General features: G+C 56.0%; 19 protein-coding genes. 7 read left to right on the plus strand and 12 right to left on the minus strand.

The window, feature by feature from the left end; all coding sequences use genetic code 11:
• Window positions 1-35 precede the first annotated feature (35 nt).
• From ybiJ to IEX01_RS02760, 4 genes are all read right to left on the minus strand, one after another.
• Entirely contained in the window at window positions 36-293 is a 258-nt protein-coding gene (ybiJ, locus tag IEX01_RS02745; RefSeq protein ID WP_188723228.1) for a DUF1471 family protein YbiJ, read from the minus strand.
• A gap of 301 nt (window positions 294-594) precedes the next feature.
• Window positions 595-855, minus strand: coding sequence for a multiple stress resistance protein BhsA (bhsA, locus tag IEX01_RS02750; RefSeq protein WP_024560686.1), 261 nt, complete (start codon window positions 853-855; stop codon window positions 595-597).
• Window positions 856-1,176: 321 nt separating this feature from the next.
• Window positions 1,177-1,443 (minus strand): DksA/TraR family C4-type zinc finger protein, encoded by a 267-nt coding sequence (locus IEX01_RS02755; protein WP_188723229.1) that lies wholly within the window; start codon window positions 1,441-1,443, stop codon window positions 1,177-1,179.
• Between the two features lie 92 nt (window positions 1,444-1,535).
• Complete coding sequence (locus tag IEX01_RS02760) at window positions 1,536-2,162, minus strand: flavin reductase family protein (RefSeq protein ID WP_024555983.1); 627 nt, start codon at window positions 2,160-2,162, stop codon at window positions 1,536-1,538.
• Window positions 2,163-2,275: 113 nt separating this feature from the next.
• On the opposite strand from IEX01_RS02760, the gene rlmF reads away from it, so the two are divergent.
• Window positions 2,276-3,202: a 23S rRNA (adenine(1618)-N(6))-methyltransferase RlmF gene (rlmF, locus tag IEX01_RS02765; RefSeq protein WP_188723230.1), complete on the plus strand. Its 927-nt coding sequence runs from the start codon at window positions 2,276-2,278 to the stop codon at window positions 3,200-3,202.
• Here rlmF and ybiO read toward each other — a convergent pair whose 3' ends face one another.
• The 6 genes from ybiO to rhtA all read right to left on the minus strand — a co-directional run bounded on the left by ybiO (window position 3,203) and on the right by rhtA (window position 10,027).
• Window positions 3,203-5,473: a mechanosensitive channel protein gene (ybiO, locus tag IEX01_RS02770; protein WP_188723231.1), complete on the minus strand. Its 2,271-nt coding sequence runs from the start codon at window positions 5,471-5,473 to the stop codon at window positions 3,203-3,205.
• A 278-nt stretch (window positions 5,474-5,751) separates the two neighbouring features.
• Entirely contained in the window at window positions 5,752-6,474 is a 723-nt protein-coding gene (gene glnQ, locus IEX01_RS02775) for a glutamine ABC transporter ATP-binding protein GlnQ (protein ID WP_024555986.1), read from the minus strand.
• Window positions 6,471-7,130, minus strand: a complete 660-nt coding sequence (gene glnP, locus IEX01_RS02780; RefSeq protein ID WP_024555987.1) for a glutamine ABC transporter permease GlnP — start codon at window positions 7,128-7,130, stop codon at window positions 6,471-6,473. Before glnP ends, glnQ begins: the two co-directional genes overlap by 4 nt.
• Window positions 7,131-7,212: 82 nt before the next feature.
• On the minus strand, window positions 7,213-7,956 hold the full coding sequence (glnH, locus tag IEX01_RS02785) for a glutamine ABC transporter substrate-binding protein GlnH (RefSeq protein ID WP_024555988.1): 744 nt from the start codon (window positions 7,954-7,956) through the stop codon (window positions 7,213-7,215).
• Window positions 7,957-8,329: 373 nt separating this feature from the next.
• Window positions 8,330-8,833: a DNA starvation/stationary phase protection protein Dps gene (dps, locus tag IEX01_RS02790; RefSeq protein WP_024555989.1), complete on the minus strand. Its 504-nt coding sequence runs from the start codon at window positions 8,831-8,833 to the stop codon at window positions 8,330-8,332.
• Between the two features lie 306 nt (window positions 8,834-9,139).
• Window positions 9,140-10,027, minus strand: a complete 888-nt coding sequence (rhtA, locus tag IEX01_RS02795; RefSeq protein ID WP_024555990.1) for a threonine/homoserine exporter RhtA — start codon at window positions 10,025-10,027, stop codon at window positions 9,140-9,142.
• A gap of 355 nt (window positions 10,028-10,382) precedes the next feature.
• On the opposite strand from rhtA, the gene ompX reads away from it, so the two are divergent.
• Window positions 10,383-10,898 carry an outer membrane protein OmpX gene (ompX, locus tag IEX01_RS02800; protein ID WP_024555991.1) on the plus strand — a complete coding sequence of 172 codons (516 nt, stop codon included), beginning with the start codon at window positions 10,383-10,385 and terminating at the stop codon, window positions 10,896-10,898.
• Window positions 10,899-10,969: 71 nt separating this feature from the next.
• Here ompX and IEX01_RS02805 read toward each other — a convergent pair whose 3' ends face one another.
• Together IEX01_RS02805 and mntS are read right to left on the minus strand one after the other, a co-directional pair.
• The gene (locus IEX01_RS02805) at window positions 10,970-12,553 is read right to left on the minus strand and encodes a phosphoethanolamine transferase family protein (protein WP_024555992.1); all 1,584 of its coding nucleotides are present in this window, start codon (window positions 12,551-12,553) and stop codon (window positions 10,970-10,972) included.
• Window positions 12,554-12,853: 300 nt separating this feature from the next.
• Complete coding sequence (gene mntS / locus IEX01_RS02810; RefSeq protein WP_188723232.1) at window positions 12,854-12,988, minus strand: manganase accumulation protein MntS; 135 nt, start codon at window positions 12,986-12,988, stop codon at window positions 12,854-12,856.
• Window positions 12,989-13,179: 191 nt separating this feature from the next.
• On the opposite strand from mntS, the gene mntR reads away from it, so the two are divergent.
• The 5 genes from mntR to IEX01_RS02835 all read left to right on the plus strand — a co-directional run bounded on the left by mntR (window position 13,180) and on the right by IEX01_RS02835 (window position 19,114).
• The gene (mntR, locus tag IEX01_RS02815) at window positions 13,180-13,653 is read left to right on the plus strand and encodes a manganese-binding transcriptional regulator MntR (protein ID WP_024555993.1); all 474 of its coding nucleotides are present in this window, start codon (window positions 13,180-13,182) and stop codon (window positions 13,651-13,653) included.
• Complete coding sequence (locus IEX01_RS02820) at window positions 13,650-14,765, plus strand: SLC13 family permease (RefSeq protein ID WP_188723233.1); 1,116 nt, start codon at window positions 13,650-13,652, stop codon at window positions 14,763-14,765. The genes mntR and IEX01_RS02820 overlap by 4 nt, the downstream gene beginning before the upstream one ends.
• A 101-nt stretch (window positions 14,766-14,866) precedes the next feature.
• On the plus strand, window positions 14,867-16,006 hold the full coding sequence (locus tag IEX01_RS02825) for an HlyD family secretion protein (protein ID WP_024555995.1): 1,140 nt from the start codon (window positions 14,867-14,869) through the stop codon (window positions 16,004-16,006).
• A complete protein-coding gene (locus IEX01_RS02830; protein ID WP_024555996.1) occupies window positions 16,003-17,574 on the plus strand; it encodes a DHA2 family efflux MFS transporter permease subunit in 1,572 nt (523 codons plus the stop codon). The genes IEX01_RS02825 and IEX01_RS02830 overlap by 4 nt, the downstream gene beginning before the upstream one ends.
• 1 nt (window position 17,575) lies before the next feature.
• Window positions 17,576-19,114 carry an efflux transporter outer membrane subunit gene (locus IEX01_RS02835; protein WP_188723234.1) on the plus strand — a complete coding sequence of 513 codons (1,539 nt, stop codon included), beginning with the start codon at window positions 17,576-17,578 and terminating at the stop codon, window positions 19,112-19,114.
• The last annotated feature ends 57 nt before the right edge of the window (window positions 19,115-19,171 follow it).

A 19,171-nucleotide genomic window follows, 5' to 3' on the forward strand; every position in this document is an offset into this window, starting at 1 on the left:
AACAGGGGTAATACAGAGTCAGAGTTGAGGGTAAATCAGTTGTAGATAACCGCCGTGCCGCTGAGTTTATTGTTGTTGTTGGCTGAGGTGATGCTGTAAGCCTTCGCGCCTGCCGCTTCGGCTTTGGCAGCCAGACGGGCTTCCAGACCATCAAGGGTCGTCGCGCCGGTTGCCGAGACCACGCCGGTTTTGTGCAAGTTCTGTGCGTCGGCAGGGTTAACGGCCTGGGCGGCAAAAGCGCTGGAAACGGTGGTCAGGAGGAGGGCGGCAGCAGCATATTTTACGGTTTTCATACTATTTTTCTCGAAGTTTATTCTGTTATGTGGGCGTTGTTCCGTCGATGTGTTTATTATTGACGTTGAAGGCGAAATATTAAATCGAAGAGAATTGACAGGGTTGTTCTAAAAATTTGAATTATCTTTAATATCGTTGTTAATCAATTATCTACCCCGCAAGAAAGCAGGATTTTTTCACCTCTGCGTCTCGCAAAGCGTAACAGCACGCTTCGCCCTCTCTTTTGTTAACCCAATGTGTCAGCGGTAGCTTATGCCAGACAGACGAAGCCCGCCTTGAGGCGGGCCTGGAACGTAACGATTATTTATAAATGGTGGCAGTGCCGTACATCTGATTTTCGCCGCCAGCCGATTCCACTTTATAGGCTCTGGCGCCTTCCTGGCGCGCTTTTTCCGCCAGTTTATCTTCCAGATCGTCCAGCGACAGGGCGCCTTGTGCGGAAACGGTGCCCGCCGGGCGCAGCTGCTGGTTAGTATTGTCCAGCATTTGCGGCGCGGAGAACGCGGAAAAAGAGAGCGTGGCGAAAGCCAGACCGGCGCAGAGCGATAGCAATGTTTTCATTTTGACCTCCTCCCGGGAGAGATGAGAACACAACGTAGCTTTCTAAGTGTAGGAGGGGCTTGCATAGCCATCGGCGCAAAAAATTGATGGACTTATGCTTATTTTTTGAACGATATATCTTTAGGCAGTTTTACAAATCAACCACATACAGGTGATTTTATTGTCAGGCTTTTATCTGAACCGGTAAAAGAACAACAGCAGGCCCGGGCGTGCGCTGTAAAAGGGTTTACAGGCATTTACCTTACTCCTGAGAGCAGGGCCTGTGTTGAGACGTAAAAAGAAAGGGTAGGTTTAAGAAAGGGCGCCGTTCTAGATAGCGCGCTAACGCAGCTGGCTGTCTTTCGAACCGCGGCGGTTATACGGTGAAAAGCGCTGACGGTGTTCGTCCTGCTTTTGCTGGCAGTTAACGCACAAGTGAACGCCGGGGATGGCTTTACGCCGGGCCTCGGGGATCGGCTCATCGCACATCTCACAAAATTCCAGGCTTTCGCCCTTCGGCAGATCGCGCCGCGCCCGCGCCACAGCATCATCTATGGTGCTGTCGATTTGATCCTGCACTGCGCCGTCGTTTGCCCAACCTGAAGCCATAAGACCTCCTGAATCGTTAAGCAGAACACTAATTATAGCAAAACGAGGAGGGATCTGCTGAGAAAAGCCCGCCGCGGCGGGCTTTAGCGCGGTTAGCGGGCGTCCGGGCGCACGAGGTCGAAGCGCTGCGCTTCGTCAATGGCGTAGTAGGCGCTGGGGCCGCCGGCGCGTAAAACCGGTTGCGCTTTTGCGGTCTGGTAGATGCCGTTTTCCAGCAGCGTTTCGTCAATGTGAACCGCCACCACTTCGCCCAGCACCAGCCACGAATCTATGGGCTCGCCATTGGCGGAGGTCAGCTGGATGCACTGCGAAAGCCGGCACTCGAAATTCACCGGGCTTTCCGCCACGCGCGGCGCTTTCACCAGACGCGACGGCGCAGCGGTTAAGCCCGCTCGCGCAAACTCATCCTCGCCCCGGGGCAGGGTGGCGGAGGTTTCGTTCATCGGCACCGCCAGCGCGCGGGTGGTCAGGTTCCAGACAAACTCTTTGGTCTCCACGATATTCTGCACGCTGTCTTTCCAGCCGCTGCTGGCGAAGCCGATGATCGGCGGACGGTAATTAAAACAGTTAAAAAAGCTGTACGGGGCCAGGTTACGTTGCCCGTCGGCGTTAAGCGAGGCAATCCAGCCGATGGGGCGAGGGCCGACGATGGCATTCAGCGGGTCGTGCGGCAGGCCGTGGCCGCGAGCAGGTTCATAGTAATAACGTTTTTCCGACATAGCGCGCTCCTGTAAACAAAAAAACTATCATAGCCGGAGAGGCAAATTTTCCCCCACTTATTTACCGCCCTGGCCGCAGCAGGTATCTTACGCGCCCACACAGGAGAAAGCCGATGAACCGTAAACCGGGCCTGCACCCCCGCAACCGTCACCACAACCGCTATGACTTCGCCGCGCTTAAGCAGAGCTGCCCGGCGCTTGCTAATTATGTGCGCCTCTCGCCGCTGGGCGAAGAGACGGTCGATTTTGCCGATCCGCAGGCGGTAAAGACGCTTAACAAGGCGCTGCTGGCCCACTTTTACGGCGTGCAGAACTGGGATATTCCTGAAGGCTTTCTCTGTCCGCCTGTACCGGGCCGGGCGGATTACATCCACCACCTGGCGGATCTGCTCGCTGAAGGTAACGGCGGGGCGGTGCCTGCGCAGGCGAGCGTGCTGGATGTCGGCGTTGGCGCGAACTGCATTTACCCGCTTATCGGCCAGCATGAGTATGGCTGGCGTTTTACCGGCAGCGAAACGCACGACGAGGCGTTTCGCAGCGCGCAGGCGATTATTGCGGCGAACCCAGGGCTGAGCCGGGCCATCCGCCTGCGCCGTCAAAAACAACCGGACGCCATCTTTGAAGGCATTATTCATAAAAACGAACTGTATGATGCCACGCTCTGCAACCCCCCGTTCCACGATTCGGCGCAAAGCGCGCAGGCGGGCAGCGAACGCAAACGCCGCAATCTTGGGCTTACGGGCGCCGACCTGAATTTCGGCGGCCAGCAGCAGGAGCTGTGGTGCGAAGGCGGCGAAGTGGCCTTCATCAGCAAAATGATTGCCGAGAGCCAACGCGTCGCCCGTCAGGTGCTGTGGTTTACCTCGCTGGTTTCGAAAGGCGATAACCTGCCCGCGCTCTATCGCGCGTTACAGCAGGCGGGAGCCGTCAAAGTCGTGAAGAAAGAGATGGCGCAGGGTCAGAAGCAGAGCCGCTTTATCGCCTGGAGTTTCCAGAACGACGCCCAGCGCGAACGCTGGGCCCAGAGCCGTTTTCGTTAATCACACTTTCGGGTCGGCAGGCGGCAGCACGCCGCCGTTGCCGCCCATGGCCGCATCCTGCGCTCTCGCCGCCTGGGCTGCATCGGGCGCAGGCTGAACCATCTGCACCGTTTGTACCGGCGGGCGCACGCCTGCGAGATCGAAGTGTTTCTTCACCATGCCGTCCAGCGCGAAGCGCACCGTCCACTGCTTAAGCGGCTGTGTGGTGAAGGTGACGCGAATGGTAAACGCGGTATTGGTCAGGCCCACGATGCCGGCAAAATTCGGCTCGCCAATCACCAGCATGCGAATGTCTTCCCTTTCCATCAACTCTTCCACGGCGGCATGCAGCGCCCGGTTGGCTTTCTCCGTGTCTTCATGCCTGTCGACATCGTAGTTCGCCACAAAAGAGCCAATACCGCGCACGAAGTTAGCGAACGTGGTGATAGAGGACCACGGAATGATGTGGTAAGCGCCGGTATCCTGGCGTACCCCGACCGAGCGAATCGACATCCGCTCGACCGTACCGGTGAGCGGCCCGATGGTCACCAGGTCGCCGGTATTCATGCCGTTTTCAAACTGAATGAATATGCCGGTAATGATGTCTTTTACCAGCGTTTGCGAACCAAACGACACCGCCAGGCCGAGCGCCCCTGCGCCTGCCAGCAGCGGGGCGATATTCACGCCGATTTCTGAAAGCACAATCATCACCGTAATGGTGCTGATGATCACCGCCAGCGCGTTGCGAAACAGCGTCAGCAGCGTGCGGGTGCGGGCGCTTGGCATCGGGCGGCCATGAATGTCCGACGCCAGCCGGCTCTCAATCAGGCTCGCCAGCAGCGTCCAGCCTACGGCGGAGAAGAAGAGAATCAGCAGGATGCGGATGAGAATATCCACCGTTTTCTCGCCCGCGCCGCGCGTGATCCACTGCCAGAAATCGAACAACCCCCACGCGTTTAACAGCAGCATGACGGCCACGCAGACGGTCAGAATACGCGCCAGCTTCAGCGATACGGATAGCCAGCCGTTGATCCTCTTTTGCAGCATCGGGTAGTTGCGCTGCACTTCTGGCGACAATGTGATGGTTTTTTGCAGCCAGCGCGACAGCACGCCGGAGATGAACGCCGCCACGCTGATGATGGCGAGACTTTTCAGTGAAGCGCCCATCATAAATTTCAGGCTGTTGCCCGGGTCAAACAGCGAGAAGAAGAAGAGCACAATGAAATAAGCGCTGGCGATCCAGTGCCAGACCAGCGCAAAGGCGCTGATAAACAGGCTGAAGAAGGCGAGGGAGCGGTCCGCCAACTGGATCAAATCATGCTGGATTTCGCGCTTATTATGGAAAATGAGCCACAGCGCCCAGAGCGTAATGGTCAGCATAATGACCACGTTCGCCAGCGCCCCTGTCTGCACGTTGATCTGCGCCGAGATAATCGGCACCGCCACCAGCAGCCCGTAACCAATCAGGCTGCTCAGGCCGCTTAAGCGCGTGTTCCAGTAGCGGGCGCTGGCGTCGCTAATGCCAAAGGGCCGCAGGGTCGGCACGCGCGGGCAAAAGATAAGTCGCAGGATGGCTTTAAAAAACTCAATAAGCGCGAACGCGTTAAGAAAAAGCCCCTGCTGACGGGCAATGGTGCGGCTGCCGGCGTTCATCAGGTCGATAAACAGTTGCCCTAAAAAGAGCGTCAGCGCCAGGAGCGCCAGGTCGATGATGAACGCCAGCACAATCATGACCGGCAGTTGAAGCCAGTTGGCGCGGTTCTTGTTCTTACGCCTTCCCCACTCGCCCATTTTGCGATAAAGCGGTATGGCGCAGGCGCGAAGCGTCCAGTAAAAAGCAAAGACCGAGACCGCCAGCATGGTGAAATGGGTGAGGGCGTTGAGAAAGGTTTTCTGATTAAAAGCCTTGTGCGGCGCGCCGGTGATGTTGCGGTAGAGCTGGGCGAAGCGGCTGGAGAATTCGCCGCCGTAGTGACGGCTCACTTCCGTTACGTTCTCCAGCACCGTTTTCTCCTCTTCCTCCTCAACCGGCGGCGTGATGGCTGGCGTGGCTTTGTTTGCAGGCGTTGTCGAGGCCTGCCGGAGCTGGCTGATTAATTCGTTACGGGATTTTTCATTCTCCAGCACGTCCGCAAGCGCAGCGTAAGCGGCTTTCTTTTTCTCCGCGTCCGGCTCCGGCGATGCGGCCTGGCTGGTGTGCGTAGAGGAAGCGGCAACGGCAGCAGCAGGCAGGCTAACCGCCTGAGCAGAAAAGCTAAAGACGCTGACGAGCAGCAACACAATCCACGGCACGGCATACTCCGGATGAGAAAGTTAGGAAGCAAAGAAGATAAGTATAGTGTTCCGGCAAACGAGCCGAGGAAATGGGGAGTTTTCTGGCGCGAAACACTGCGTACCGACGCCAAAATTTATGAACTCTGCGCGGCCCTGAGATTGCGCTTCTGCGGGGGGATAAGCGAAGCGTCGCCCGCCGTTATTACACAAAGCAAGCGAAACCGGGTAAACGCGTAAGGCCAGCATCAGAAATAAAAAACCCTCTCGGATGAGAGGGTTTGCCTTAGCAGAAAACCTTACGAAACGTGCTGCAGGAACTCCTGCAAACGCGCGCTGGGCGGGTTCTCGATAAGCGCCTGCGGGTTGCCGTCTTCGGCAATGCGGCCTTTATCAATAAAGATGAGGCGCGAGGCCACCTTCTCGGCAAAGCCGATTTCGTGGGTCACGATAACCATTGTCATGCCTTCTTCCGCCAGATCCTGCATCACTTTCAGCACTTCATGGCGCAGTTCCGGGTCGAGCGCCGAGGTCGGCTCATCGAACAGCATCATCTTCGGCTTCACCGCCAGCGCACGGGCAATCGCCACGCGCTGCTGCTGGCCGCCGGAAAGTTCGGAAGGGTAGTGGTGCGCGCGCTCGGCGAGTCCCACTTTCGCCAGCAGCTCTTTCGCCAGCTTTTCCGCCTCTGCTTTAGACGCGCCACGCACGCGAACCGGGCCGAACATCACGTTCTCCAGCGCCGTCAGGTGCGGGAAGAGATAAAACTGCTGGAACACCATGCCCGCTTCCTGACGGATCAAGCGCTCGTCCACTTTCGGGTCGTTCACTTTCAGGCCATCGACGATCAGGTCGCCGCTGGTTATCTCTTCCAGCTTATTAATGCAGCGCAGCAGCGTGGATTTACCGGAGCCGGACGGCCCGATAATGACCACCACTTCGCCCTGCTTAATGTTCAAATCGATATTGTGCAGCACCTGGGTTTGGCCAAAGTGCTTCGAGACATTCTTAAATTCAATCACAGGATTTTCATCCTTCTTTCCAGACGACGCAGAATAAAGCTCAGTACCAGGGTGATAATCAGGTAGATAACCGCAACGGCGCTCCAGATTTCCAGGGCGCGGAAGTTGCCGGCGATAATCTCCTGGCCCTGACGGGTCAGTTCGGCGACGCCGATAACAATAAACAGCGACGTATCTTTAATGCTGATAATCCACTGGTTGCCGAGCGGCGGCAGCATACGGCGCAGCGCCAGGGGGAGGATCACATGGCGAATCGTCTCCCGGCGGGAGAGACCCAGCGCCAGGCCCGCCTCGCGAAAGCCCTTATGGATAGAGAGCACCGCGCCGCGGGTGATTTCCGCAATATACGCCCCGGAGTTGATCATGATAGTCACTACCGCCGCCGTGAACGGATCGATGCGCAGATCGTTGAACGCCATCGGCAGGGCGAAGTAGATAAACATCACCTGCACGACAATCGGCGTGCCGCGGATCACTTCGATAAATACCAGGGCGATATGGTTGGCTATCCAGCCGCCAAAGCTGCGGGCGAAACCGGCCACCAGACCGATTATCAGACCGCCGACCAGACCGAGGACCGAAATCCACAAGGTCATTTTGGCGCCTTCAAGCAAGAGGGGAATGGCAGGCCAGATGGCGCTCCAGTCAAACTGCATGATGATTTCCTGTGTTACCGTGGTTCAAAAACAGCAGGGGCGAAAGCCGCCCCTGACTGAGTGCTTATGGCTTTAAGAATAATTATTTCGGTTCAGTGCCGAACCATTTTTTATAGATTTCGTTATAGGTGCCGTTCTCTTTCAGCGTTTTCAGTGCGCCGTTAACTTTGGTACGCAGGTCATCGCTGCCTTTCGGGAAAGCGATGCCGTACTGCTGGCCCGCCAGAGAGTCGCCTACCGCTTTAAACTGACCATTGCCAGCCGTTTTGATGAAGTAAAGGATGTTCGGCGTATCGTGCAGCACGGCGTCAGCACGGTTGGTGCCAAGCTCCATATATGCGTTGTCGATGTTCGGGAACTGACGCAGATCTTTAGTTTTAATATTCGCTTTCGCGTAGTCAACGGAACCGGTGCCGCTCTTCACCGCCACCACTTTGCCGTCGAGATCTTTAACGCTTTTTACGTCGTTATTGTTCGCTTTGACCATCACCAGCAGGCCGCTGTTGTAGTAGCCATCAGAGAAGTCGATCGCTTTTTTGCGCTCTTCAGTGATGGTGATGCCCGCCAGCGCCAGGTCTACGTTTTTGGTTTGCAGCGCCGGGATAATGCCGCTGAAATCCATCGGCTTTAAGGTGTAGTCAAGCTTCAATTCTTTCGCGATAGCGGCCCACAGGTCCACGTCGAAGCCGACATATTTGTCGCCCTGTTTGAATTCAAACGGAACGAACGCCGTATCGGTCGCCACGACCAGTTTATCCGCAGCCTGGGAAGAGACCGCGAAAGCCAGGGTAAGTGCAGCCAGTGAAACTTTAAAAACAGACTTCATAGCATTTCCTTTTTTAATCCACGGGGCGATCCCCTGCGAGACGGGTGCAGTATGAAAAAATCGTGCCAGTTTTACAACCCACTGTTTTTCCAGCTGTAAGAAAAACAATCATTGCACCAGGAACAGAACTGGAACGACCTTTTGCACCACAATGAGGCACCAAAATAGTGCGCGACGGTCAGGTCGCAAGGGTTGAGCATTATTAGCGCAGATTACGGTTTGAAAACAATCGTTACTTAACGATTGTGTGAGGGATTAGTTACAAAAAAATAACGGATAGGGGGAATGTGAAACAAAAGCCTGCACTTAGTTAGTGCAAAGGTAAAAAAAAGCCCCTTCCCGAACGGGAAAGGGCATAAGCAGAGCGTCTGGCTTATTCGATGTTGGATTCAATAAACCACAGGAATTTATCCAGGTCGCGGGAGGCCGCGGTGAAAATATCTGCAGTATCTTCGTCTTTCGCTTCGCTAATCGCTTTACGAACATCGTTCGCCACAATAGCGTAGCGGTCGGCCAGCGCTTTCAGGTGCTCCTGCACGGTGTGGATATCAAGCGGGTAGCTTTGCAGCGGAGTCTTGCTGTTCACGACCTGCGTGGTGCCCAGGGCGACGCCGCCCAGCTGTACGGCACGTTCAGCGATGGTATCCAGGTGTTCGGTCAGCGTGGTGCGGAAACCGTCCAGCATTTCATGAACGCCGATGAAGTTAGCACCGCGCATATTCCAGTGAGCCTGTTTGGTGATCAGCGACAGATCGATAAACTGAACAACCTGACGATTGAGCAGCTCGATGGTGGCTTTCTTGTCTTCATCTGCTACATCGTTACGGGTGTAGAGCAGATCAGAACCTTTAGATTTAACCAGTTTAGCGGTACTCATAATCATATCCTCTTGATGTTGGTGTCCCAATCAATTTACCGGAAATAAGTATAGCATCGGTTCCCCGACCTGCAGGTTTGGATATACCTATTGGTTAAATAGCAGAAGCTAAGTTGCTTTTAATTTTATTTATAATCAAATGGTTATCATGTTTTTTGCAGATGAATCTTAATTCCGTCAGCAACATAAGTTCATATTTTTATTATTTATTGATCTACAACAAACCTGGCAGGAAATATAAGTTGCTTAAGCGGGGGGGAATTATTTTCGCCCGTCAGCGAGGCGGGCGAAAATAAATAAGAAAGGTTAATTGATATCAACCTCTTTGAGCTGCGTTTCGCGGCGAAGGGTAAGCGTCGAGCCAACGGAGGCGACGATTATCGACAATAGCGCCAGCCACTGCGTCAACGTCAGGCTTTCGCCCAGAAACACCATACCAGAGAGCGCCGCAAGCCCTGGCTCCATACTCATTAGCGTACCGAAAGTGCGGGTGGGTAAACGCGTTAGCGCAATCATTTCAAGAGAGTAGGGCAGCGCGGTGGAAAGCACCGCAACGCCAAGCCCCAAAGGCAGCAGCGACCAGTGCCACAGCGCCTCGCCCGCCTGCAAAGCGCCAACAGGCACAAAAATCACTGCGGCGATAAGCGAGCCTAACGCCACGGTCGCCGGGCCATGATCCGCGCCGGCGCGCTGGCCGGTCAGAATATAAAGCGCCCAACAAGCGCCTGCGCCCAGGGCGCAGGCGGCGCCAAACAGGTCGACATGGGCGACATCTTTACCGAGCGGCAGCAGAAACCACAGCCCCAGCACCGCCAGAATGACCCAGACAAAATCGATGGGTCTGCGCGAGCCAAACAGCGCGACCGCCAGCGGCCCGGTAAACTCCAGCGCCACCGCAATGCCAAGCGGCACCGTATTAATCGCCAGATAGAACAGGTAGTTCATCGCGCCCAGCGACAGACCGTAGCAGAGCAAAGGCAAACGCTGCGATTTCGTAAAGCGCAGGCGCCACGGCTTGAAGACGATAACCAGAATAAGGGTGCCCAGCGCGAGACGCAGCGCGGTAACGCCGGGCGCACCGACCAGCGGAAAAAGCGATTTAGCAAGTGAGGCGCCGCTCTGAATTGAAATCATAGCGACCAGTATTACTACTATGGGCATCCAGACGGGCATTTTGCGGGGCAACGTAGGCATCCTGTTCCTGTCAATTTTTGTCAGTGATAAGTAAAAGCCTGAGTTTAAGCGAAATAAAACGGTGCCGGTTGAACTTTTATTGAAAAATCACGCCGGGAAAATCGCTACCATGGCCGCCGTATCGCTCATTATTTCTCCATTCCCATTTAGGAATAATCTGGATGATGGTTAACGCTACGGGCATCCATAATGAGGCCCACGTGTTAAAACGCTGGATATTGAACAAGATAGGAGCATATGGAAATGTTCTGTTACACCAAAAGACGCGTTAGACAACGCGATTCACAAAGAGTTTCTCACCCGTCTTTGGTATATTAAAAACTTAGGACTTACTTGAAGCACATTTGAGGTGGTTATGAAAAAAATTGCATGTCTTTCAGCACTGGCTTGTGTTCTGGCCGTTTCCGCGGGTTCCGCTGTTGCCGGTACTGCTACCGTTTCCGGTGGCTATGCTCAGAGCGACGCGCAGGGCGTAATGAACAAAATGAACGGTTTCAACCTGAAATACCGCTATGAGTTCGATGACAGCAACCCGCTGGGCGTAATCGGTTCCTTCACCTATACCGAAAAAGATCGTACCGATAACGGCCTGTACAACAAAGGCCAGTACTACGGCCTGACTGCCGGTCCGGCTTTCCGCATCAATGACTGGGCAAGCATCTACGGCGTAGTGGGTGTTGGCTATGGTAAATTCCAGAGCACCGACTACCCGACCAAAACCAGCGACACCAGCGACTACGGTTTCTCTTACGGCGCCGGTCTGCAGTTCAACCCGGTTGAAAACGTTGCTCTGGACTTCTCCTACGAGCAGAGCCGCATCCGCAACACCGATGTTGGCACCTGGATCGCAGGCGTGGGCTACCGCTTCTAATTCGCTTTGCGAAGATAAAAAATCCGCCTCACCGGGCGGATTTTTTTTGCCTGCAACGTATGCGCAAAACGCTAGCGTGTTTTCGTCTCAAAAATATCGCTGCCCAGGTGATCATAGCTCACCTTATGCAGTTTAAAGTTAGTCACCCAAACCGGCCCCGCTTTTTGCGACGAGACAAACTTATATTTCGACGTAATTTCTTTTGCTTTAATCCCCGTCCACTGCGCAAAAAAGCTCAGAAAATCATTGGCTGAGCGGCGCGCTTTAATAAGGCGATGCGCGGTGTCGTCGCTTGAAAGCACCATAAAGGGCACCTGGAAATTTTGCTGAAACTTATCGTCATGCGCCAGGTACTGCACCTCTTTACCCCGCTCTTTAAAGGCCAGACCGTGGTCGGAAAAATAGACCATGGAGAAACTTTGCCCGGTGTTCTGCAACTGCTGATAAAGCTGCTCCAGCAGATGATCGGTCTGCGTGATGCTGTAAAGGTAGCAAGAGGTCTCCTTCGACTGAACGAACACCTCATATTTGCCTTGCGTGCGGTCGCAGGCCTGAGGATGCGAGCCCATCAGATGCAGCACGATAAGCTGCGGCTGCGTACGCGGCGTGGCAAAAACCTGCGATGTCATCTTTAACAGCGCTTCGTCACGGGTATTTTTATCCGCTTCGAAATCGCCGCTTTTCAGAAACTGCACTTCATCGGCGCGCTTAGCGATGCTGGCGATGGCGGTGTCGTACTCGCCAATCTGGCCCTGATTAGAGAACCACCAGGTCTGAAAACCGGCGCGATTGGCAAGCGTAACGAAGTTATCCTGATACTGCGGCTTATTGTCGAGCACGCGATTGAGCGTCAGCCCCAGCGATTTTTGTGTGGAGCCGCTTGCGGCGACGTAATCCGTAAAAAAATAGCCATTGGCGTGGCTGGCGAAAGGGGTGTTGTCCCAGTGGCCGCCAAACGCGCCGACCGCGTCGCGACGCACGCTTTCGCCAATAACCACTACATAAGTGTGGTATTTCGGCTTCGCCGCCAGCACGTTCCAGGAGTCTTTCACCTGCGACAGCGCAGCCATACGCTGCTGCTCGTCGATCACCTCTGCATTATTAACCACCACATCTTTAACAAAGCGGAACACCGGATAGCCGGTGTCTTTGAGCTTAAAGACGCCGCCATAAGCAAGGTTTTGCAGGGGCGCGACAAAAAAAGCCGCCACGCTCACCGCAAGGCAAAGATGGTCGGTAAAACGCCACGGCTGTTTTGCGGCGGGCTTGCGCCGAAAAGCGATAACGCCGAGCGCGAAGATAAACAGCGACACCAGGTAGCTGTACCACGGGAAGATGGTCAGGAGCTCGGTGGACTCTTCCATATTGGTGGAATGCAGCGCCAGCAGCGTATTGAAGTTCGGCGCGCCGTAAGCCTGACCAAAGGGAAAATAGAAAGCCGCCGTCAGCGAACAGAGCGCCAGCATATTTTTTTGCACGCGCGGCGCAATGCGCCAGAGCAGCAACAGCACGCAGCTGAAAGCCACGGCGTAAAGCAGGCTGAATTCATAACCCAGCGCAGTGTTAATAAGCAAGGATTGCAGAAAGTAGAAACCCACCCACGGATCGAGCGCGATGCCGCGCGCAGCCAGCGTATCTTTAACGGTTAAATTCATATTCAGGTTCAACGAGACGCCATGCGCTAACCCTGGCGTAGAGGGTCTGTCGTGCTTTGCGGTCGGAAAAAGGAAAGGAAGAAATTCACATCCGGGAGCCGCTGTGCTGACAAGGCTGCAAGAAGATAAAGCCGAAGAATAAGAAGATCAACTGGCGCTAACAAACTGTTTTGCGAGGGAGATTACAAAAACGGCGAAAAAGCGGGAAAAGGGCCAACGTGACGAGAGAAAACCAGAAAAAATAAGCCAGACAAATGACAAAACGATGACGGGGTCATCAGAAAACCTTCTTGCGCGCGCTTACTTCTGACGAGGCGGCGTTTGCGCCGGCTGCGGTTTTCCGCCCAGATAATCGCACAGTAAATTCAGCAGCAGCAGCCGCACCTGAAAAGGGGAGTGACTAAACACGCGCATACACCTCTTAAATTCGTCCATAACACGCCTCCTCGTGTAAACAGCCAGCCCAACCATCCTTGCTCGGCTGTTTGCATTACATACAGATATAGCACAGGCTATATTCTATAGCTACGGCTAACTCGTTAATTTTTTGTGCTGGCGAAGGTGTGGTTTACAATGGGCGCACCGTAGAGCATCCCAACAATGCGCCACTGAAATGAGGAAGTAGAATGAGCCGTCGGGCAGGTAAGCACAGCAGCACAAAAGTGACGCAACTGGTTAATGTTGAAGAGCATGTTGAAGGCTTTCGCCAGGTGCGAGAAGCCCACCGGCGAGAGCTTATTGATGATTATGTCGAGCTGATTTCCGATCTTATCCGGGAAGTGGGCGAGGCCCGTCAGGTCGATATGGCGGCGCGGCTCGGCGTCTCGCAGCCTACCGTCGCGAAAATGCTCAAAAGGCTGGCCACCGTGGGGCTTATCGAGCAGATCCCCTGGCGGGGCGTTTTCTTAACGGCCGAGGGCGAAAAGCTGGCCCAGCAGAGCCGCGAGCGCCACCAGATAGTAGAAAACTTCTTGCTGGCGCTGGGCGTAAACCCTGACACGGCCCGTCGCGACGCGGAAGGGATGGAACATCACGTCAGCGAAGAGACGCTTGAGATCTTTCGCCGCTTCAGCGAACAACATGGATTCGGTCACGAATGATTAAAACGCTGGCGCGTCCTTTCCTGCACGATCGTTTCTTACAACTGCTGCTTATCGTTGGCGCCGCGCTGCTTGTCGCCACGCCCTTCGCGCCGCGGCAGTGGGCCTCCGCTATCGACTGGCATACTATCCTGACGCTGGCGGGTTTAATGATGCTCACCAAAGGGGTGGAACTGAGCGGCTATTTTGATGTGCTCGGCCGTCGCATGGTGCGCCGCTTCGCCAGTGAACGACAGCTCGCGCTCTTTCTGGTCTGCGCCGCCGCGTTGCTTTCTACCTTTTTAACTAACGACGTGGCGCTCTTCATCATTGTGCCGCTGACGCTCACCTTAAAGAAGCTGTGCAATATTCCGGTTAACCGGCTGATTATCTTTGAAGCGCTGGCGGTTAACGCCGGGTCGCTGCTGACGCCGATAGGCAATCCGCAAAACATATTACTCTGGGGACGTTCCGGACAATCGTTCGCCGCGTTTGTCTGGCAGATGGCGCCGCTGGCGCTGGCGCTCGTAACCAGCCTGTTGCTTCTTTGCTGGTTCTGTTTCCCGGCCAAAAAGCTCGACTATCAGGCGCGGGAGAAAAGCCCCGCCTGGCAGCCGCGTCTGGTCTGGGGCTGCCTGGCCTTTTATGTTGTTTTCCTGGTTGCGCTTGAGCTTAAACTCGAATTGTGGGGCGTTCTGCTGGTGGCCGCCGGTTTTGCATTGCTGGCGCGTCGGGTGCTGGTCAGCATCGACTGGAGCCTGCTGCTGGTTTTCATGGTGATGTTTATCGACGTGCATATGCTCACCCAGCTTCCTCTGCTGCAGGGAATGCAGAATGTGTCGACGCTTTCCCACGGCGGGCTGTATCTGCTCGGCATTGGCCTGTCGCAGGTAATCAGCAATGTGCCGGGCACCATTTTATTGCTTAACTATGTGCCGCCCTCAGCGCTGCTCGCCTGGGCGGTGAACATCGGCGGGTTTGGCCTGCTGCCGGGGTCGCTCGCCAATATTATTGCGCTGCGCATGGCGAATAACCGTCGCATCTGGTGGCGCTTCCATCTCTTCTCTATCCCGTTGCTCGTCTGGTCGGCACTGGTGGGATACGGGTTGATAAACCTGCTTTTTCTCAGATAGTGCTAATTTGTCAGTTTTTCCTGGAAAATGTATAGCTACGTCCTACGTTTAGTTAACGACGCTTTTGTGACGTAGTTAACTGACAGGACTGTTGCTGGCATATGGCTGAGAACAACAAGAAGCCTGACGACGCATCTCGTCAGGACGAAGAGAAAAAAGAGAACAAACAGGGCGAAGAGGGAAAAAACGGCGACAACGGGCGCAAACGGCCCGGTAAAAAGCCGTTAATCATTCTTGGCATCGTGGTTATCGTGATGGTTATCGTGGCGCTGGTCTGGTGGTTTATGACCCGCAACGAAGAGACCACCGATGACGCTTTCACGGAAGGCGACGCCGTGACCGTAGCGCCAAAAGTGGCGGGCTATGTGACGGATCTGCGTGTAAAAGACAACCAGCTGGTGAAGAAAGGCGATTTACTGGTGGTTATCGACCCGCGCGACGCGCTGGCCCAGCGCGATCAGGCCCGGGCGCAGGTTGGCCTTGCCGAATCCCAACTCCATCAGGCTCAGGCGCAGCTGGCGCTGGCTAAAGTGCAATATCCCGCCCAGCGGGATCAGGCGCAGGCGCAAGTACTGAAGGCCGAGGCCGATCTCGCTAACGCCCGCGCCGAATATAAACGCCAGCGCGGCGTCGACCCCCGCGCCACGTCGCAGCAAAATATCGATACCGCCAGCGCGCAATTGCGCAGCGCCGAAGCGGGCCTGGCCAACGCCAAAGCGCAGCTGGAAGTCGCCGAGCAGGTTAAACTGCAAATCCGTCAGCAGGAGACCAATGTCGAGGCTCGTCAGCGACAGGTCGAGCAGGCGCGCGCCCAGTTGCAGACGGCGGAGCTTAACCTCTCTTATACCGAAGTGCGCGCCCCGTTTGACGGCTACGTCACAAAGCGTAACGTGCAACTCGGCACGCTGGTGCAGGCGGGCAGTTCACTCTTCTCGGTGGTTTCCCCCAATATCTGGGTGGTGGCGAACTTTAAAGAGTCGCAGCTTGAGCGCATGCGCCCTGGCAATAAAGTGACGCTGTCGGTGGATGCCTTCCCGGATATGGAACTGGAAGGGCATGTCGACAGTATCCAGCAGGGCAGCGGCTCTCGCTTCTCTGCGTTCCCGGCGGAAAACGCCACCGGCAACTTTGTAAAAATCGTCCAGCGCGTGCCGGTAAAAATCGTTATCGATAAAGGGCTCAGCGCCGACAGGCCGCTGCCGCTCGGGCTTTCCGTGGAACCTAAGGTGACGGTGGAATGAGCGAGCACGGCCACGAGAACTGGAAACCCGCCAGCAACCCGTGGGCGGTGGCGATAGTCGTCACCCTCGCGGTGTTTATGGAGATTCTCGACACCACCATCGTGAACGTGGCGTTGCCGCACGTGGCGGGTTCACTCTCTTCAAGCTATGACGAATCGACGTGGGTGCTCACCAGCTATCTGGTGGCGAACGGCATCGTGCTGCCGATTTCGGCGTTTTTAAGCCGCCTGTTTGGCCGCAAGCAGTTTTTCCTTATCTGCATTGTGATGTTCACTGTCTGTTCATTTCTCTGCGGTATCGCTACTGAGCTCTGGGAAATTATCCTGTTTCGTATATTGCAGGGGTTTTTCGGCGGCGGGCTGCAGCCTACCCAGCAGTCAGTGCTGCTCGACTACTTTAAGCCTGAAGATCGCGGCAAGGCGTTCGGCCTCTCGTCCATCGCCATTATCGTCGCCCCGGTGCTGGGGCCGACCCTTGGCGGCTGGATAACGGACAACTACTCCTGGCGCTGGGTCTTCTTTATTAATATCCCGGTCGGCATTATTACCGTGCTGGCTATCTATCAGCTGCTGGAAGATCCGCCCTGGGAGCGTAAATCCGAAGAGAAACTGACCATTGACTGGACCGGGATCGGCTTGATAGCCCTGGGCCTCGGCTGCCTGCAGGTGATGCTTGACCGCGGCGAAGATGAAGACTGGTTTCTCTCGAATTTCATTCGCACTTTCGCGGTGCTGACGCTTATTGGCATCATCGGGGCGATTTTCTGGCTTATCTATGCCAAAAAGCCGGTGGTTGACCTGCACTGCATGAAGGATAAAAACTTCGCCGTCTCCAGCCTGCTGATGGCGGGCATGGCGATGATCCTCTACGGCAGCTCGGTCGTTATTCCGCAGCTGGCGCAGCAGGATCTGGGCTATACCGCCACCTGGTCCGGGATGGTGCTTTCGCCTGGGGCGGTGCTCATTGTGTTAACGATTCCCCTTGTGCTGAAGCTCATGCCGATAGTGCAGACGCGGTATATCATCGCCTTCGGTTTTGCCTGCCTTGCCGCATCGTTTTTCTGGTCGCGCACGCTCACGCCGGATATCGATTTTGAAACGCTGGTGCTTTTTCGCAGCGCCCAGTCAATCGGGCTTGGCTTTCTGTTCGTGCCGCTGACGACCATTGCGTTTATCACCATTCCCCGGCAGCTGAACGCCGATTCCGCCGCGCTGTTTACGATGTTTCGTAACGTGGCAGGCTCCGTCGGCATATCGCTTTCCACTGCGGCGATTACGGAGCGTTCGCAGGCGCACAGCGCCTATCTGAGCTACCACACGTCGTCCTTTAACGAGCAGTTTCAGCAGGCGATACGCCATTCGGCAGAGGCGATACGTAATTTTACCAGCCTGGCGGGCGATCCGGCGGGCATTGCTACCGGTCAGATGTATAAGACGATGATTGCCCAGTCGCGCATTCTCGCCTACATCGACGTCTTTACGATTTTAAGCGTCGTGGCGCTGCTGTTGATTCCTTTTTGTTTACTGCTTTCGCCCATCAAGAGCGAAGGCGCCGCAGGAGCACATTAACATGTCCAGGAGAGTGATTTTTCAACCCGCCATCGCGCTTGCCTTGCTGGCGGCGGGCTGCGCCGTAGGGCCGGATTATCAGGGCGCAAAGCCCGTCACCCCCGGCGCGTTTGGTGAAACCACCCGCCAGAATCAAGCGGGCGTCGCCTCCCGAGCGCAGTCCACAGCCCCCGATCCCCGCTGGTGGCGCGCGTTTAACTCGCCGCAGTTGGACAGCCTGATTGAGCGCGCGATTGCCGGCAACCTGTCGCTGCAGCAAACGGTGCTGCGCATCGCCGGCGCGCGTGAACAAATTACCCAGGCGGGCGGCGCATTTTTCCCGGCGGTCAACGGCAACCTTCGCGCCACACGCCAGCAACTGGGGCTGAAGGGAGAGCTGAAATCGCATGATGTTTACGGCCAACTCGATGATGTCGACCCGCAAATCGCCGGCGCGCTGGGGCCGCTGACCCAGCCCATCAACCTTTATCAGGGCAGCTTCGACGCCCAGTGGGAGATTGACCTCTGGGGCCGGGTGCGGCGTCAGGTGGAGGCGGCGCAGGCGCAACAGCAGGCGGCGATTGAACAGCGCAACGACGCGCTGGTCTCGCTTGAAGCGGAAGTGGCCCGCGCCTGGCTACAGCTGCGCGGCGCGCAAAGCATCATCAACACATTGAACGCGCAGATCGCCTCGGCGCAGCAGACGCTGGAGCTGACCGAAAGCCGCCAGCGCGGCGGGCTTTCCCCGCAGCTGGACGTGGAGAACGCCCGCGCCCAGCTCGGCAATCTGCAGGCGCAGCTGCCGCAGTATCAGGCGCAGGCGCGCCAGGCGATGAACGGCCTGGCGGTGCTGCTCGGCAAGCCGCCGGGCGCGCTCGACAGCGAGCTGCAAAATGTGCAGCCGCTGCCAAAACTGCCAGAGATTGTGCCGGTCGGCGTGCCCTCCACGCTTGCGCGCCGTCGCCCCGACGTGCGTGAAGCTGAGGCGAACCTGCACGCCGCCACCGCGCAGATCGGCGTGTCGGTAGCGCAGCTTTTCCCGAGCCTTTCCCTTACCGGGCAGTTTGGCCTGCGCAACAGCGAAGCGGATTATCTGACTGACTGGAGCAGCCATTTCTACAGTTTCGGCCCGCAGATTTCCATTCCCATTTTCCAGGGCGGACGGCTGGTCTCCAGCGTGAAGGTCGCCCGCGCCGAGCAGGGCGCCGCCGTGCTGCAGTATCGCCAGACGGTGCTGACCGCGCTTTCCGATGTGGAAAACGCGCTGGTGAGTTATCGCACCGACCAGCAGCGTGAAGCGGGGCTGAATAACACCATCGAAGCGTTGCAAACCGCTTTTGATCTGGCCAACGACAGCTATCGCAAGGGCATTGCGACCTTCCTTGACGTGCTCGACGCCCAGCGCCAGCTGGCGCAGGCTGAAGAGCAGCGCGCCCAGGCGCGGGTGCAGAGCAGCCTTGATTTAGTGGCGCTCTACAAAGCGCTTGGCGGCGGCTGGGAGCCTTACCAGAATGTGCGGTTGCCTGACTATGCTGTCTTTGGCGAAGCGCCGCGCGGCTAAGTTCAGAGGATTAGGCAAGAGATGAGCAGAAATTCACTCCCTCTGTTTTCACCAGGG

The organism is Franconibacter daqui, from assembly GCF_014644275.1.
GTDB classification, from domain to species: domain Bacteria; phylum Pseudomonadota; class Gammaproteobacteria; order Enterobacterales; family Enterobacteriaceae; genus Franconibacter; species Franconibacter pulveris.